Origin of the sequence: Microbispora oryzae (assembly GCF_017896165.1) — a bacterium.
GTDB lineage: Bacteria > Actinomycetota > Actinomycetes > Streptosporangiales > Streptosporangiaceae > Microbispora > Microbispora oryzae.
This window is the reverse complement of the sequence record NZ_JAFCNB010000002.1, coordinates 29834-46046: the sequence shown is the minus strand read 5'-3', so window position 1 is coordinate 46046 and position 16213 is coordinate 29834. Positions and strand designations below refer to the sequence as shown.

15 protein-coding genes and 1 tRNA gene are annotated in these 16213 nt (G+C 65.1%); 11 read left to right on the top strand and 5 right to left on the bottom strand.

The window, feature by feature from the left end; translation table 11 throughout:
* Positions 1–465: 465 nt before the first annotated feature.
* Positions 466–3060 carry a DEAD/DEAH box helicase gene (locus JOL79_RS03775; protein WP_210154242.1) on the bottom strand — a complete coding sequence of 865 codons (2595 nt, stop codon included), beginning with the start codon at positions 3058–3060 and terminating at the stop codon, positions 466–468.
* Between the two features lie 6 nt (positions 3061–3066).
* Positions 3067–5208 (bottom strand): DNA methyltransferase, encoded by a 2142-nt coding sequence (locus JOL79_RS03770; RefSeq protein ID WP_210154241.1) that lies wholly within the window; start codon positions 5206–5208, stop codon positions 3067–3069.
* A 415-nt stretch (positions 5209–5623) separates the two neighbouring features.
* On the opposite strand from JOL79_RS03770, the gene JOL79_RS03765 reads away from it, so the two are divergent.
* On the top strand, positions 5624–6184 hold the full coding sequence (locus JOL79_RS03765) for an NUDIX hydrolase (RefSeq protein WP_210154240.1): 561 nt from the start codon (positions 5624–5626) through the stop codon (positions 6182–6184).
* On the opposite strand, the gene JOL79_RS03760 is transcribed toward JOL79_RS03765, so the two are convergent.
* Positions 6165–7382 carry an NsdA family TPR-like regulatory protein gene (locus JOL79_RS03760; RefSeq protein WP_210154239.1) on the bottom strand — a complete coding sequence of 406 codons (1218 nt, stop codon included), beginning with the start codon at positions 7380–7382 and terminating at the stop codon, positions 6165–6167. The genes JOL79_RS03765 and JOL79_RS03760 overlap by 20 nt on opposite strands.
* 121 nt (positions 7383–7503) lie before the next feature.
* On the opposite strand from JOL79_RS03760, the gene JOL79_RS03755 reads away from it, so the two are divergent.
* From JOL79_RS03755 to JOL79_RS03710, 10 genes are all read left to right on the top strand, one after another.
* On the top strand, positions 7504–7914 hold the full coding sequence (locus tag JOL79_RS03755) for a hypothetical protein (protein WP_230984204.1): 411 nt from the start codon (positions 7504–7506) through the stop codon (positions 7912–7914).
* Positions 7911–8213 carry a hypothetical protein gene (locus JOL79_RS03750; protein ID WP_210154238.1) on the top strand — a complete coding sequence of 101 codons (303 nt, stop codon included), beginning with the start codon at positions 7911–7913 and terminating at the stop codon, positions 8211–8213. The genes JOL79_RS03755 and JOL79_RS03750 overlap by 4 nt, the downstream gene beginning before the upstream one ends.
* Positions 8214–8304: 91 nt before the next feature.
* Positions 8305–9021, top strand: coding sequence for a GntR family transcriptional regulator (locus tag JOL79_RS03745; RefSeq protein ID WP_210154237.1), 717 nt, complete (start codon positions 8305–8307; stop codon positions 9019–9021).
* Between the two features lie 123 nt (positions 9022–9144).
* On the top strand, positions 9145–9582 hold the full coding sequence (locus JOL79_RS03740; RefSeq protein WP_210154236.1) for a plasmid replication, integration and excision activator: 438 nt from the start codon (positions 9145–9147) through the stop codon (positions 9580–9582).
* Entirely contained in the window at positions 9582–9908 is a 327-nt protein-coding gene (locus JOL79_RS03735; RefSeq protein ID WP_210154235.1) for a 4a-hydroxytetrahydrobiopterin dehydratase family protein, read from the top strand. The genes JOL79_RS03740 and JOL79_RS03735 overlap by 1 nt, the downstream gene beginning before the upstream one ends.
* A gap of 87 nt (positions 9909–9995) precedes the next feature.
* A complete protein-coding gene (locus tag JOL79_RS03730; protein WP_210154234.1) occupies positions 9996–11435 on the top strand; it encodes an FtsK/SpoIIIE domain-containing protein in 1440 nt (479 codons plus the stop codon).
* On the top strand, positions 11422–11583 hold the full coding sequence (locus tag JOL79_RS03725; protein ID WP_169987517.1) for a hypothetical protein: 162 nt from the start codon (positions 11422–11424) through the stop codon (positions 11581–11583). The genes JOL79_RS03730 and JOL79_RS03725 overlap by 14 nt, the downstream gene beginning before the upstream one ends.
* A 38-nt stretch (positions 11584–11621) precedes the next feature.
* Positions 11622–13196 carry a replication initiator gene (locus JOL79_RS03720; RefSeq protein WP_230984260.1) on the top strand — a complete coding sequence of 525 codons (1575 nt, stop codon included), beginning with the start codon at positions 11622–11624 and terminating at the stop codon, positions 13194–13196.
* The gene (locus JOL79_RS03715) at positions 13193–13381 is read left to right on the top strand and encodes a helix-turn-helix transcriptional regulator (RefSeq protein ID WP_076435042.1); all 189 of its coding nucleotides are present in this window, start codon (positions 13193–13195) and stop codon (positions 13379–13381) included. Before JOL79_RS03720 ends, JOL79_RS03715 begins: the two co-directional genes overlap by 4 nt.
* Positions 13378–14760, top strand: a complete 1383-nt coding sequence (locus tag JOL79_RS03710; protein WP_210154232.1) for a tyrosine-type recombinase/integrase — start codon at positions 13378–13380, stop codon at positions 14758–14760. The genes JOL79_RS03715 and JOL79_RS03710 overlap by 4 nt, the downstream gene beginning before the upstream one ends.
* 254 nt (positions 14761–15014) lie before the next feature.
* Here JOL79_RS03710 and JOL79_RS03705 read toward each other — a convergent pair.
* A tRNA-Arg gene (locus JOL79_RS03705) sits at positions 15015–15088 on the bottom strand.
* A 146-nt stretch (positions 15089–15234) separates the two neighbouring features.
* Positions 15235–16206 (bottom strand): Gfo/Idh/MocA family protein, encoded by a 972-nt coding sequence (locus JOL79_RS03700; protein ID WP_210154231.1) that lies wholly within the window; start codon positions 16204–16206, stop codon positions 15235–15237.
* Positions 16207–16213 lie beyond the last annotated feature (7 nt).

The window sequence follows — 16213 nt, the reverse complement described above, 5'->3', positions numbered from 1 at the left end:
TGCTCGGCTTGTCCTGGGCGATGGCGACGGGACGATCAGCCTCCGCAACCGCTTACGGCCTCGCACTGTGGCACAGGCGATCATCCCGGAGCCAGAGGCCCCCGCCGGAGGCATAAAGGACAGCAACCCAGTGGGATTCGTCCGGCAGTACTACGGCGGCTTGCCGGTGGGGCCATTGGGCGGCGCGGGGCTGCGTCGGCGAGCGCGGTGGGTACGGCGTGGCATGCGTGCGGTGGGCGGCCCGAGCCGCTGCCGGCCGGGACCGGCCCCCAGGCCGCACGCCCGGACGGCGGGCGGGCGACGGGCCGCACTGCGGCGGCGCGCCGCGCCGCCGCCTTGATCCTCATAAGCGCATTTCGGCAATGAAACCGCTGAAACCTTTGTCGCAACGTCGCCTGCTGCTGACGAGGAGCGGCGGGACCGCGCCTATGCCCTAAGACCGCGAGAGCGCGGGAACGGGACTGCTTAGTAATCTATAGCTGCGTTGCTTAGATACAACTGCTCGGCGTCAACGGCCTGGCGGATAGCCTGGCGAACTGATTCGATCTTTATGTCTAGGACACGAAGTGTATGGTCCTCCATCTCGGCGACGGCTTCGATTCGATGGAAGGTGGATCCGTACTCCTCTGTGAAGTCGGCTAGACCGCGCAACTTAGGCAGTGCATCACGGAGGTGAAATCCGTGGGGGTCGACGATTGATACCTTGATGTCGTCATCGCTCCCACTGAAGAAGATGAAATCAGGGCACATACGTCGCCAGTTGTCTTTAGCGTCCTTGTACGCGATGGCGAGAGAGTCCTCAGACGCGCGTCCTGGATTACGGTACCAGGCGCGGAAGCCGGGCTGACTCATCTCCGATTCGAGGACCTTCATCTCCCATGTGTTGAGCGACCCGACGGGGAACTCGCCGTTATCGTCGGACATGAGATGCGCTGGCTTAGTAGGGAGTCTGCTTCCGCCGGCTTTCTCTGTTTCCTCGGTGCGAATTTTAGGACGGAGAATATCTATGCGCTGCGGCTTGGCGGACATGGCGATAATGTCGTCGTAGACGGCTCGGCGTTCATCGGAGAGACCCTTGATGGCAACACGATACTCGGTGAGCCACTTCTTCGTGAGCGCGTCAGCTTCCCGATCGAGTTCTGCCTGGACGCCTTCTATTTGAGCGAGTGCTGCCACCTTGACATGGGCGTCGAACAGCCCATCCTCTTCATCCTCGGGGACCGCGATATGGTCAGCGTACTTGCGGGCGAGGTCGGGGGACAGGATACGTCCGGCACTCTTGAATGCGGCGTCGATAGCGCGTTCATCGGCGGCCTCGGAGAACTTCCCAACAGTTCTTACTTTCTTTGTGGTTACTCCTGCGGCGATAGTTTCACCTTCGACCCTGAGGAGGCCATAGGTGGTCTCCTCAACCTGCTGCTTGTAACGAGCCATAAGCCCGTCAAGTACACCGAACAGCTCCCTGTAGACGTCCTTGCGTGCGTTCGGGCGCAGTCCGTCTCGTGAGAGCGCCTGCGCGAGCGCAGTTAGCCGCTTGGTAGGCTTGGCTGATTTTCGCGGCAAAGTCTGGGACGGTAGAGCATCGAAAGCGTTCCAGATAGCCTGAGAGATCGCGGAGTTGACATTCATATCGACCGGCTTGAAGAGGACGCGGCGGCCTTCGCCACCACCAGTGTCACCAGAACCGTCGTTACCTTCGGCTTTCTGCCCCAAGAGTACTTCGGCGACGGCAGTTGCGGTCTTACGGTTGAAGTGAGGGAGGACACACTCGACCGAGTTGAGTCTGTCGTGGCCGGGGATACGCCGTGCGAGTGGAGTGCGAACCATGCGGCCTAGCAACTGAGTAATATGCGTCTCGTCGTTGGCCGGTCGGAATGACATCAAAACTTCAGCGCGAGGGCAGTCCCAACCGGTAGAAATTGCGTCCTTCGCAAATAGGACTCGTATGTGTGTACGGTCCTGCACCTTCTCAGGACTGACATACGGGATCACATATCCACCAAGGTCGATGGGCGTGTGCTCACCGAATACGTGTGCGACCGCGTCCGGTGGAAGATCGGGCCACTCGTCGCGGATAGTCGTCAGGGCTGAGAGCAGCAGTTCCCGCGTTGGACTGTTGGGCACCTGCACCACCAGTAGAGGCGCTACAGGGTCTGCCTTCGTGTCCTGCGCTTCGGCGTACTCTCGCCACAGCTGGGTAGATTCTTTGAGCTTCCGGGTTGCCCGGGATAGGAGCACCAAATCGAAGACGCCGGTCTCTGCGGGGAAGTCGAGCCGGATGTCGTCCTTGAGTAGACCGGACTCCTGCACCCGTGCTGGATCCACAATGACCGAGGGATACGATAGGCGGCCCTCGGCCTCGGCCATCGCGGTGTTGAACCGCTCCACAGTCGCGGAGATACCCCAAACGATTGGGACCGGCGGAACGTCATTCGCGCCGTTGATAAGGCGGCGGACGATAGTCGACTTCTCCGCCCGATCCCGGGACGAAGGAGCCTTCATCCCTCGGTGCGCCTCATCGAGGATCAGGTACAGCGTCAGCCGATCGTCTTCAATTGTGTTGCGGATAGTGTCCCACATTGTGAAGACCCGCAGGTCCGGAGACGCACTGCGTTCCAATAGTGGGGTCTGAATGTCGTCCGGTGCACCCTTCACGAGGAGAGAGTTCTTCGACAACTTCTGAGAGTTGAGGAAATAGACCTTGCCAGGTTCGAGCTTCTCCTGGTTGAACGTGTTCTCCACGACCACAAGGCGGGAGTGAGCGATACGATCGCCGGCTGCGTCTAAGAGCCGAAACCTCGTCTGCTCGTTCAATGACGGGTCGTCGGTGAACCACAGCAGCACCGCACCGGGATCAGCTTCGAAATCGAAGTCATCATTGCCGTAGAAGAGTGCTTCGATAACCGCGGCGGCCATCACCGTCTTGCCTGCACCGGTGGTTGCAGTGAGTGAGAATGCGACGGGGCGGCCCTTGCGATGATAGTCGTCACGGGCGTCGACCAGGTTGCGGAGTACTTCACCGACCGCATCGATCTGGTAGTCCTTCAAGGTAAACTGCATCGCCCGTCACTCCCTGCCCGTGTTTATGGTGAAGTTCGTAAGGTACGACTCATATAACCGCACCGGCTCCGCGTGAGCCGGAAGTTCCGAGCAAACCATCTGGTAACTGCGGTCGTCGTCGGTCACGATGAATGCAATCCGAACGCGCTCAGCCTTCCCTAACGCTTCAAGGAACTCGTGTGACGCGTCCAAGTCGAACAGAACGCCGTAGGTGTCCGCGACGTCGAAATCGTCGGTCACCTTCTCGATACGACGCCCCTGTGAACCAGCCCTGAGCCACAGCAGTGGAGCAACCGCCTCAAAAGCCCGATTATGCGCCACTAAGCGAGGGGCCTCGTAGGTCATGGTGAAGAACTCAACGTTCTCCTCGAACCCGTCGGTCATGGGGAACTCGTCGACAAACTTGTAGGCTCCCTTGATGGGATCACCTTCGGGGGTCTTACCAGTTACTGCTGCCTCGAGGCGAGGCTTGGTGATGTGGTCACAGACCCCCATCGCTTCCCACTCGGGGTCTCCGGGCCGTAGGTCTTGCTCGCGAAGAGCCCCTTGCTCGTCGACGGATACCTCATTGTTGGTTATGGAAATCGACCATCGCCTTCCACCGTCCTGTTTGTTGAGGCGCATCACTGCGTGGGCAGTGGTTCCTGACCCAGAAAAGAAGTCGACGATGAGCGCGTTGGGTCTGTCCGCGACGAAGAAACGGAGCGTGTCCTCTACTGCGTAGAGACTTTTTGGAAACGGGAATCGCCGGCTAGGCGTGAGGGAGCGCAGAAGACCGGTCCCTCCGGGGCCGCCCGCTTCATGGGACGCGACCCTCCATTGAGTTCCAGGGATGAAGATGGGCGTATACTCAGACGAGTCGACAATAATGGAGTTGTCTGGCCGCCTGCCCAAGACTGGGAACAGTCCCTCTTCAACCTTCTGCTGTTCTCCCCGCTTCAAGTACGAGATCGTGGTACGCCCCTCCCTCCAGGCGCCCGTCTTCACGTACCCCTGTCCAATTAGTTCGACAAGCGCACTTGCGCTGATCTGCCAGTTGCCCTCAGACCCGTCCGAGCGAATGGGCCACACGGCGACACAGCCTTGAGGCGGAATGACGCTATCCCTGTCTGCGCCAAGGTAACTTTCGCCGACCGAATCGAAGATTGGGCCGTCTTCCGTGTTGCGGAGAAAGATCGGATAGAAGAGTTTGGGGCGGTCTTCCCTCCTGGCATTGGTTCCAGAGCGAAGAAGCTCCGCCCAACGAAGCCTCTCAGCACGAGAATCACGCACAACCTTCCACTCATTCCCTAGCGGAAGCGCGCGTGGCGCCGCCCTCCCAAACATCACAAAGTAGATGTACTCATCGGTTCGCCCGAACGCCGTGGACCGCGTTGCGCCCTTTGGATTGATAACGCTGCTAACCATCTGGATTCGAGCCTCGGGAAACGTCTGCTCCAGCAGCAGACCCAGCCGTAGGTACTCCTTCTCGTCGATTGTGACGATCAGCACCGAGTCTTCGGGCTTCAATAGCCGCCTGGCGAGTTTCAGGCGACGTTCCATAAAGGCTAGCCACTTGGAGTGGCGGTAGATGTCATCGCTGTCGACGTAGTCATTGTTGTACTTCCAATCCCGCGCACCCGTGTTGTATGGCGGGTCGATGTAGATCGCATCAACCTTTCCCTCATGCGTATAGAGCAACGCCTGAAGGGCGTGGAAATTCTCAGCGTTGATGACAGTGTGGAATGGCTTTTCTCCGCCATGTTCGACTTTTCCAGTCGAGACGAGACCGGGATAGATCGGATCGCCGAACTCCGCCACGACCACGAGGTCATCTACCGCCCGGGTGGCGGTCTCATGCGCGGAGTCCGGTTTGTCCTGCCTGACAAGGCTGGCGACACGTCCACTGTCACTGCGGGTGATAGAGGCGACGCGCCAGAGGCGGTGGTCGACGCTCTTCGGCGATGCGCCGCGTTCGGCTAGGAAGCGAACTTTGTCACCCTTGCGGACAGGCCGGCCAGGAAGCTCAACGGTTTCCGGGGTGTGGCGCTCGAAGTTCAGGCCAAAGCTACGCCGCGCACGGAGTGCCTTGACCTCGTGGGCGAGGTCGGCCGCCAACTGTGGGTCCTTCTGCTCGACCTGGCGCAGCAGATTGCTCAGTGTCGACACCTTGGGCCAGTCCCTCCGTCTGTACGTCGTCCTATGGATTATGGGTAAAGCGGAGATTATCCCTTAGGGCCGAACGTGCGCGCGGACCACCTAGGGACTTTTCTATTGTGCTTTGCGTGCGAAAACGGGCGACAGATGTACGAATGCGGCAAAATGCCTACTTGGATATCCTGCTCATTTGGGGATGAACTGCGTGTTTGGGTACTAATGTCTCGCCGTCATGCGCCCGGCCCTTGACGAGGTTGCTGGTGTCCTGGGTGGCAGAGGCTTCCGTGAATGCCGTACGCCGTGAAGATGCGCGGGGAAGGTAAACGGCCTGACTGAGCAGGACAGATCTCATGGCGGTACGAGGGATGTTCGACCTGGTCTGGCTTCCTCCATGTACGCCGATGGATTCGGCCGGTAACTTCGCTACGTGACTACCAACGAAGAGCGGTCGCGGTGGGTCGTGCACGGGGAGCGGCTGATCTACGACAATGAGTGGATCCGGCTGGGCCTGGTGGACGTCGAGATCCCTGATGGGGAGCGGTTCGAGCATCACGCGGTGCATCTGGGCCGGGCGGCCATGACGGTGCTGGTAGACGACGAACAACGCGTGCTGATGATGTGGCGCCACCGCTTCCTCTTCGACCGGTGGGGCTGGGAACTGCCCGGGGGCCTGGTGGAGGTCGGTGAAGACCCGAAGGACACCGCTGTTCGCGAGGTAGAAGAGGAGACCGGTTACCGGCCCAAGGAGATCGAGCACCTAATCACCTTTCAGCCCATGGTCGGCATGGTGGACTCCGAGCACCTCGTTTTCCTCGGGCGTGGCGCTGAACTTGTCGGTGAGCCGGTCGGCGAAGTGGAGGCCGATCGGCTGGAGTGGATCCCGATGAAGGAGATCCCGGACATGATCGCCCGTGGGGACGTGTGGAATTCCGGCGTGTTGATCGGGCTGCTGTACGCGCGGGAGCGGCTCAATGGGTCGCGCGGGTAGCGGCCCGGGTCAGTTCCTTGATACGGCGCGCATGTCGGCGAGAGCCGATCATCGTGGCGAGTTGCTCGGCTCGGTAGAGGTGGGGTTGCGCGGCGTCCAGTTCACCCATCGCCAACAGTGCGTGAGCAAGGTCGCAGCGCAATCCGGCCTCGGCCCGGTTATAGGTGCCGTCCATGCCTGCGAGAGCCGACCGTAGGTCCTCGACGGTCTCCGGATCGCCGAACCGGACGAGGCAGTTGCCGCGCCACCGTGCGAGGTGGTGTCGATTGAGTGAGACGTACGGCAGGCTCGGATCGGCGTCCCCTCCGGGGAGCAGTGCGGCGGCCTGGTCGAGAGCGGTCCGGCAGGTCGCCTCATCTCCGAGAATGGCGGCGGCCTCTGCTTCGGCAGCAGCAAGCCACGTGCGCAGATGGCCGGGGACGCGGCGATCGTACGAGGCCCGGGTGTACTGAAGTAGTTCGGTGGCCTCTGCCGGCCTTCCAAGATCAACGAGAACGTATGCCTGCTGGCCGCAGGCGTAGGCGAGCAGAGCCGGGTCTTCGGCTTCGCGTGCTGCGGCTTTCGCATGCTCGTGGTAGTCCCAGGCGTCTTTCAGTGCACAGATGTCGATGGCCTGCCATCCGGCGAGAGCCGCGGTTTCGGAGAGCACGTGCGCCAATTTCGTCCGTATGCCGGGTCGTATAGCGTGATGGTGGGCGCGCTCTATCTGGGTAATTTGGGCGCGCATTTTGTCGGCGATGGCCGCGCTGCCAAGTCGGCGATCGAGCAGGCGCAAGTTATTGGTGTCGGTACTGAGGATCATCACCATCGTGGAGTCGATGGCGGTGGCGGCCTCGATGCGGGCGGTGAGTTCCTCGGTCTGCTCCTGGTGCTCGTCGCCGCGGTTGCCGGTGGGTGAGGCGATGTCGAGTGGGGCGAGGCCGAGCAGCATGCGGGCGTGGTCGGGTAGACCGAGGCCGGCGGCGATGCGCTCGTAGACCTCAAGGTCGGTGACCTGGCGCTGACCGCGCATGAGCTGACTGATCCGGCCCTGGGCGATGCCGGTGGCGGCGCTGAGGCGGACCTGGCTGGCGCCTGCGTACTTGACAGCAAGGTTGAACAGACCCGCTACGTTACGGTTCTTGAGCGTTTCCCTGATTTCGTCACGGTCCCATACCCATTCGGGTAGCTGGATCGGCTCGAAAGCGTTCCCGTGCATTCCGGCCTCCGGTCGTTCGCCCAGGCTGGTGGTGCATGGCTCGTGCTGAGAACTCTATATCTCCCGGTGATATATCCCGTGGGAATAGGACTGGATTCGTCTGCGATCCATTCTTTCCGGCATGACCACACCAGTTAAGTGCACCGCGTGCGACGGTCGCGGCTGGAAGATCGTCACCCGACGCGGACAGGTGGCGGCCGTGTCGCTGGGACTGGCGACCTCGTCACGAGAGGACTGCCTGTACTGCGACGGCGGCCAGGTGCCCGTGGAGATGTTCGAGTGGGAAGTCTTCCTCACGGGCAACGGGACCGACGAACTCGGACCGTGCGGGACCAGTGCTCAGCAGGCCGCCTCGATGGACGAGCTACGTATGGCGCTGCGCCGGATGGACCCGGCCCGGCAACCGTGGGGGAGGATCACACACCGGGTCTACGACTTCGGCACCGTGCCGGACGACTGGTCCCGCCGGATCATCTTCCGCGCGACGCTCGATGCGGCCGGACAGGTCCGGTTCGAACGGACCGACCGGTGAGCAACCGCACCCCGGCATGGGGCGGGCTGTGCCCATCCCCACATCTCCCGCCACTGCAGAACGGGGCCAAGCCGCTCGCCTGGCACAAGCCGGGACAGTTCGCCTGGTCGCGGGTGCTCGCCTGGACCTGCCACGAGCACCGCAACACCTGGTATGAGCTGTGCGCGGCTGGCGGCCTGGCCTACATCCGCCGGTTCAAGGGGGACCAGTTGAAGCCGGAGGTAGCGCAGACGCACGCCTGGCGGGAGGCTGAGGCGCGGGCGGTGTGGCTGGCGCTGCTGTCCGGGCGGGCTCAATAGCCTTCCCGGTGGTGGCTGAGGTCCTGACAGGCATTCGCTCAGCCGCTACTGTGCTTATGCAGACAAGTGGAAAAGTGATTGGGCGCTTAACATGAGCATGGACTTCGCCCCGCCGAAGTACGCCCAGGTGATGACGGCGATTCAGCAGCGTATCCGGGACGGGGAATATGCGCCCGGCGACATGCTGCCCTCGGAGACGCAACTCGTCCGGGAGTTCGGCGTCGGCCGCACCACCGTTGTGCGGGCGCTTCAGACCCTTGCCATGCAAGGCTGGATCGAGCGCGAGCACGGCCGCGGCTCGTTCGTGAAGGGCCGCCCGGAAAGCCCGGCCGAGCGGGTACGGCCCGGCCTGTCGACCGCCGAGCATCCCGAGAACGCCGAGAACATCGTCAGTGTTGCCCGAGTGCCGGCCCCCCGGCACGTCGCCAAGCTGATGGGCGTCGACGAGCGAACCCCCGTGATCGCCCGTCACCGCGTCATTCGGCAGGGCGACCGGGTCTCGGCTGCCGAGACGCTGTGGTTCCCGTTGGAGATCGCCCTCGGCACCGACCTGGACAAGCCCGCTCCGCTGCGGCATGGCGTCCGTCAGCACCTCCAGGCGGTCAAGCATCTGCGGATCGACCACGTCACCGAACGCCTGACCGCACGGAAGCCGACCAAGGAGGAAGCCGAACTCCTCGGCTCCTCGTCCCCCGTTCTCGGCGTGCTGGCGACCGTGCATGACCCGGCGGGGAGCGTGCTCCTGGTGCTGAGCGTGGCCCTGCCCGGTGACCTGCACGAGCTTGAGGATGTCTACCAGGTGAGCTAAGTCTTACCCCGCTCGTCTCGCTCGGTGACTTGTGCGGACGAGTGGGCAAGACTTACAGTAGAACTCAATCGGACAAGTGGACGAGCGCTTGAGCTACTCGTCCCGAGCGAAGGAATCACGCACATGGCAATTGCAGGACCTATCCCGATCGCCTTCGAGCACGTCTTCCCGCACGGCTGCTACCTGGTGGGGGAGGTGGAGCAGGTCAAGGACTTCACCGCCTCGACCGGCGGGCGCACGGTGTTCGCCAAGGACAAGACCACCGGGGAACTGGTCTGGCAGGTCGCCGTCATGGACGCCGACCCGGCCGCCAAGCTCGCTCAGAAGACGGTCGCGGTGAAGATCATCTCCCCGGTGCAGCCGGTCCCGCCGACCTCCACGCCCGGCCTGCCCATCACGCCGGTCGAGTTCGAGGGGATGACGGTCACGCCGTACGTCCACCAGACCACCGGACGCCTGGCCTACTCGCTGCGGGCGAGGGGCATGCACGCTCCCCGCTCCTCGGCCACCTCCGGGACCTCGGCGGCCTCGGCCAAGGCCGGTAAGGAGGTGGCGGCCTGATGCTCCGCGACCCCTACACCTACGTCACGCTGTCGCTCAGCCCCGGCAATCCCGCCAACGTCGGCATCTCGTTCTACTCGCCTGAGCTGCGGGCCGGGGCCTCGGTGCTCGACTCCGGGCGGCCCTACTTCGCCATCACCAGCCCGAGCGTGGACGTGACCGTCTCGACTACGGCGGCCGGGCCGGTCACCCCCAGGGATGTCGAGATCGCCCGGCAGATCGTCCAGGCCGCCTCGCGCTACCTCGCCGAGTGTGAGCGCCTGGTCGAGCAGCAGCCGGCCGACTCCGATCAGCTCGCCCTTCCGGTCGGCGGCTCGGCGGCCTGACATGCAAGCGGGGCCGCTGGAAGCGGGAACTTCCGGCGGCCCCTCGGATCTCCCACGCACGCCAATGCTTGAGAGGACTCCAGCCTAATGCTGAGAAGACTGCCCGGAGACGAGGCACGTAACCTCGTCTCCACTACCCCGGACACGGCCGTCGTCTTCCGCCCGGCCGTCATGCAAACCCCCGCGATCGTCACCATCGTGATCTGGCTGGCCCGCCTGCTACGCGGGCTGATCCGGACGCTCTGGCGGCACCCAATTGCCTGCACCGCCGCCCTGGCCCCCGTCGTGGTCACCCTGACCTACGGCTGGCGCATGGCCGTGGTCCTGGCCGGTTTCCTGCCCGCACTCGGGCTGTCGTGGGTGCTGCTGGAGCGGGATTCGTTCCTGCGCGTGGTCGGCTGGCCGCTGCTCGCGTGGTGGCGCCTGGTGTGGGTGTACCGGCGGCACTGGCAACCGGTGATGATCGTCTCCGGTCTCGGGCGTCACCTGCGCGGCCGGGACTACCTGCCCCGCCTGGTCAAGGTGCGGTGTACCTCCTGGGCCGACCTGGTCACCGTGAAGATGCTGAACGGGCAGGCGGTCAAGGACTGGACCGACCGGGCCGACCACCTCGCGCACGGCTTCGGCGCCCGAAGTTGCCGGGTGTCGATCGCGCGCGCTGGTCGCCTCGTGCTGACCCTGCCCCGGCATGACCCCCTCGCCGAGCCGTTGCCGGCCGTTCCCATCCCAGAGGTTGCCTCGGTGGGGGCGGTCGAGATCGGCCGGTGCGAGGACGGCACACCGTATCGGCTCAAGGTCCACGGCACGCATGTGCTGATCGCGGGCGCGACCGGCGCGGGTAAAGGCTCCTACCTGTGGAGCGCCATCCGCGGCCTGCTTCCCGCGATGCGGGCGGGCCTGGTGCAGGTCTGGGCGCTCGATCCCAAGCGGATGGAGCTGTCCTTCGGCCGGGCGCTGTTCGGCCCCCGCTACGCGGCGACCCCTGCCGAGTGCGCCGACCTGCTTGAGGCGGCCGTGGCGGTGATGCAGGAGCGCGCCGACCGGTTCGGCGGCAACCAGCGCTCCCACACACCTACCGTGGCAGACCCCTTCGTCCTGGTTGTCGTCGACGAGGTCGCCTTCCTGACCGCCTACCAGTCCGACAAAGGCCTCCGGGAGCGAACCAAAGCGGCCCTGGCCACGCTCACGACCCAAGGCCGGGCGGTCGGCGTCGGCGTCATGGCCGCACTCCAGGACCCGCGCAAGGAGGTCATGAACATCCGCAACCTGTTCCCCGACAAGATCGCCCTCCGTCTCGACGAGTCCGAACAGGTGGACATGGTCCTCGGCGACGGCGCACGCGACCGGGGCGCGCTCGCTGACCACATCTCACCGGTTCCCGAACTCGGCGCGGGCGTCGGCTACGTCCGGCTCGAAACCTCGCCCGATCCGATCCGCGTGCGCGCGGCCTACGTCTCCGATGAGGACATTCGCACCATGGTTGCCATCTTCTCGACCGGCAGGGCGGGGGCGCATGCCCGTGGTTGAGATCTCCCACCTTCTCGACGAGCTCACCTGCGCGGCCTGCGGCACCCGCAACGCGCTGTGGCTTTACCCCGTCCGGGGCGTAATCGAGTGCCGCGAGTGCGGCGAGAAGGCAATCGTGATCGTCGAGCCCTCCGGCGGTGACCAGTGACAGCCGCCAATGACAGGGCCACCCCTCGCGCCGTCCGCATGGCGATGCCGCTGGCCCGGGGCGTCGTCGAGGAGATCGCCAAGCAGTACGGCGTGTGCATTCGCCCGGTGCCGCTGCGGCGGCAGGACATCCTCACCGGACAGGTTGAGGTCATCGACGTCCCCTGCGGGGCGACGCTGGAGAGCAAGTGCCCGCCGTGCGCCAAGCGGAATCGCCAGTTGCGTCGGGCGCAGTGCCGGGAGGGCTGGCACCTCGACCACGAACCGGTCAACCTCCCCGACAACGCCGACGAGTATCAGCGTCACCTCGTCGAGCTGCGAGCCGACGCCCAAACCTGGCGGGACGAGGTCGAAAAGACCGGCGGCGACACCACCGACCTGGACGCCGCGATCGTGGACCTGGACGAGGAGATCAACGCCGCCGGGATGCGCGGCAACGTCCTCGGCCGGACTTCCGGCAAGCGGTCGCGCTCGACCAAGCGGCGGCAGGACGCCCCGGATCTGCCCAAGCGGCAGATGATCAAGACCACGCTCGGGCGGACCTTCACCGGGTCGGACGGCAAGGTCTACCGGCCGTCGATGTTCGTGACCCTCACCCTGCCCTCCTACGGGCGGGTGCTGGAGGGCGCGCCCCTCGACCCGGACCGGTACGACTATGCGCGGGCGGCCCGGGATGCGCTGCACTTCTCCAAGCTCGTGGACCGCTTCGTGCAGAACCTCCGCCGTGTGGCGGGATATGACGTGCAGTACTTCGCCACCGTCGAGCCTCAGAAGCGGCTTGCGCCGCATCTGCATATGGCGATCCGCGGCACGCTCCCGCGCGCGGAGCTGCGGCAGATCATCGCCGCGACGTACCACCAGGTGTGGTGGCCCTCCACGGACACGGTCCGGTTCGAGGGGGACCACCTGCCGGTCTGGGAGGACGGGGCCGGCTACCTCGACCCCGAAACCGGGGAAGTGCTGCCGACTTGGGAACAGGCCCTCGACAAGCTCGACCAGGACGACGAGGCGGAACCCCTGCACGTCCTCCGCTTCGGCGACCAGGCCGACATCAAGGGCGTGCTCGCCGGAACGCCGGACGCCGACCAGCTCATTCAGTACCTCTCGAAGTACCTGACCAAGTCCCTCGGCGACGCCCTCGGCACCGACGACCCACGCCGCAAAGCACACGCCGAACGGCTGCTCGACGCGCTGCGGTTCGAGCCGTGCGCGCCGACGTGTCCGAACTGGCTGCGGTACGGGGTGCAGCCGAAGGGCGCCAAGCCGGGCATGGTTCCGGGCCGGTGCAGGGGCAAGGCGCACAAGCCCGACCACCTTGGCTACGCAGGCCGCCGGGTCCTGGTCTCAAGGAAGTGGTCCAACAAGACCCTGACCGAGCACAAGCAGGACCGGCGTACCTGGGTCCTGGAAGCGCTCGGCGTCGAAGACGCGCCGGTCGATCCCCACCGCTACGTCTGGCGACCGGTCAAGCCCGGTGATCCCGACCTGGCCCCCATCGGCGTTCGGCTCCTGCGGTCGGTCCACGAACGCCAGCGCTGGCGCAACCACCTCGACCGGCTCCAAGCCGAGGCGGACGGACGAGTTCTTTCGGCAATTGAAGGGAGGGCGGCATGAGAAAGGACGACAAGCTGATGACGGTCCCCGAGATCCTCGACGAACTCGGCGTGTCCGTCCGCACCTTTTATCGGTGGCGCGAGATCGGCAAGGCACCCCAGGGCTTCAAGCTCCCCAACGGCGAGATCCGTATCTACCGCAGCGAGTTCGCCGCCTGGTTGGAAAGCCTCCGGGAGGCGGCGTGAACCCGACCTACAACGTGAAGTTCTGGGAGATCCGCGCGAACAAGACCTCCCAGGGGCCGGGGAAGCCGAAGCGGGTCGTTTCGCACACCGTGCGGTGGACAGTGGACACCCGCGAGAAGTCCTCGACGTTCCGAACGAAGGGCCTGGCCGAGAGCTATCTGTCGGACCTGCGGCAGGCCGCCAAGCGCGGGGAAGCTTTCGACCTTGAGACCGGGCTCCCCGAATCCATGGTCAAGGCGAAGAACGCTCGCACGTGGTTCGCCTTCGCCGTCGCCTACGTCGAGACCCGCTGGCCTCACTCCGCGGCCAAGAGTCGGGAGGGCATGACAGACGCGCTGTCCAACGTCACGCCCGTGCTCACCAGCGACCGGCCGGGCCGACCCGATGACGAAACCTTGCGGCGCGCTCTCCGAGAGTTCGCGTTCGTGCCGGCTGACCGTCGTCCGGCTCCTACGCCTGAGATCGCAGGCGCACTGCGCTGGCTGGAAGCGGCTTCGTTGCCTCTCACTGCCTTGGAGGACGCCAAGCATGCACGGGCGGCCCTGGAGGCGCTCGCGCTCCTCCTCGACGGCTCCGCGGCGGCGGCCTCGACCTACCGGCGCAAGCGGGCCGTGTTCCATCACGCCTTGGACTACGCCGTAGAGCTGGAAGAGCTTTCGGCAAATCCACTCGACCGGGTGAAGCTACGCCGTCCCAAGTCGACGGATGAGATCGATCGGCGCGCGGTGGTGAATCCCGCCCAGGCGCGCGAGCTGCTGACGGCCGTGACCTACTGCGGCCGGACGCGGGGGCCGATGCTAGCCGCGATGTTCGCCTGCATGTACTTCGGCGGCCTGCGACCGGCTGAGGCGGCTGGGCTGCGTGAGAAGGACTGTCACCTGCCCGAATCCGGCTGGGGCCTGCTCACCCTGGAGAAGACCAAGCCGCAGAGCAACAAGCGCTTCACCGACTCGGGCAAGACCCACGACGATCGCGGGCTCAAGCACCGCAGCGAGAAGGACACGCGGCAGGTACCGATCCCGCCCGAACTGGTCGCCATCCTCCGCGAGCACATCGAGCGGCACGGCGTCGGTAACGACGGACGGCTCTTCCGTACGAGGACGGGGGGCCTCATCTCCGGCTCGGCCTACTCGAAGGTCTGGAAAGAGGCACGGAGCTACGCCTTCACGCCCGAGCAGGTAGCCTCTCCTCTCGCTGCCCGGCCGTACGACCTGCGCCACGCGGCCGTCTCGCTGTGGCTGAACGCGGGAGTCCACGCACCGGAAGCTGCAGAGCGGGCCGGCCATGGCATAGACGTGATGCTCAGGGTGTACGCCAAGTGCATCGACGGTCAACGCGACGTCGCCAACCAGCGGATCCTGGAAGCTCTCGCCGGATGAGGCGACACGAGCACGTGTCGACGAAGGGTCTCGGTCCACGCCGAGGCCCTTCGGCGTGTTCCGGGAGGCTCGGAATCGTTCCGGAAGTTGGCGGAATCCGCCCGGCGACCTGCGGAAACGGGGCCAAGATCATTCCGGATATATTCCGGGAGTGGCCGCCTGGGGCTGCACCTCGTGGCGTCCGGCTGCATCCTCGGCGAGAGCCCGATCATGAGAAGGCCCAGCTCACACGGCAAGTGGGCTGGATGGGGGAGCGCGCCCTGAGGGATTCGAACCCCCGACCGTCGGATTAGAAGTCCGATGCTCTATCCAGCTGAGCTAAGGGCGCCCGTCCAGGCCGTGGGGCCTGGACTTTCGGGACCGTACCACATGCCTCACACCTGGCGAACAGCATCGGATTCGGCCCACGTAGACAGGATAGATCAACCCACGCCCCGAGCCCTTCTCGATTGCTCGGGGTGCTGTGGCCACGGGCTACACCGTCGCTCTGGGGGCCAGTCCGGCGGCTCGGTAGATCTGGTCGATCACGGTCATGTTGGCGATCGCGTCGGCCGGTGGGGTGAGGTTGCCGTCGCCGGTGCGTACGGCTGTCTCGAAGGCGCGCAGTTGGCAGGTGTAGGTGGCGTCGCCGGGGACTTTCTCCCGCCGTGTGACACCGTCCACCGTGTACGACAGCCGGTGGAAGAGCTGCGGCAGCGCGAAGTTGGTCACCCGCATCTCGCCCCGCGAGCCGGTCACCCGGGCGGACAGTCTGAGCAGGGACGACGACCACAGCGACGCGTGTACGCGGCCGGTCGCGCCGGAGGGGAACGCCAGCTCGGCCGTCATGGCCCGGTCGACGCCGGGGGAGCGGAGCAGGGCGCGGGCCGACGTCACCTCGGGTTCGCCGCCGCCGAGCAGGCGGGCGCAGTGGACGGCGTAACAGCCGGCGTCCATGAGGGCGCCACCCGACAGCGCGAGGTCGTAGCGGATGTCGGAGAAACGGGGCAGCGGGAAGCACATCGCGGTCTCGATCCGGCGCACCTCGCCGATCTGTCCGACGATGGCCCGCATCCGCTCCGCCAGCGGGTGATACCGGTAGTGGAACGCCTCCATGACGACGAGCCCCGCCTTGTCGGCGGCCTCCGCCACCCGCCGGGCCTCCTCGGCGTTCGAGGTGAGCGGTTTCTCGCACAGGACGTGCTTGCCGGCTTCGAGGGCGCGCAGGGTCCATTCCGTGTGCAGCGCGTTCGGCAGCGGGTTGTAGACGGCGTCGACGGCGGGATCGGTCACCAGCGCTTCGTACGAATCGAGCACCCGGGGGATCCTGTGCTTGGCGGCGAACGCGGCGGCCCGGCCGCGGTCGCGTGCCGCCACGGCGGTGACTTCCACGCCGGGCACCAGGCGAGCCGGTTTCACCAGGGCGTTCGGTGTGATGCGGGCAGCGCCGAGGGCTCCGATTCGCATGCGATCA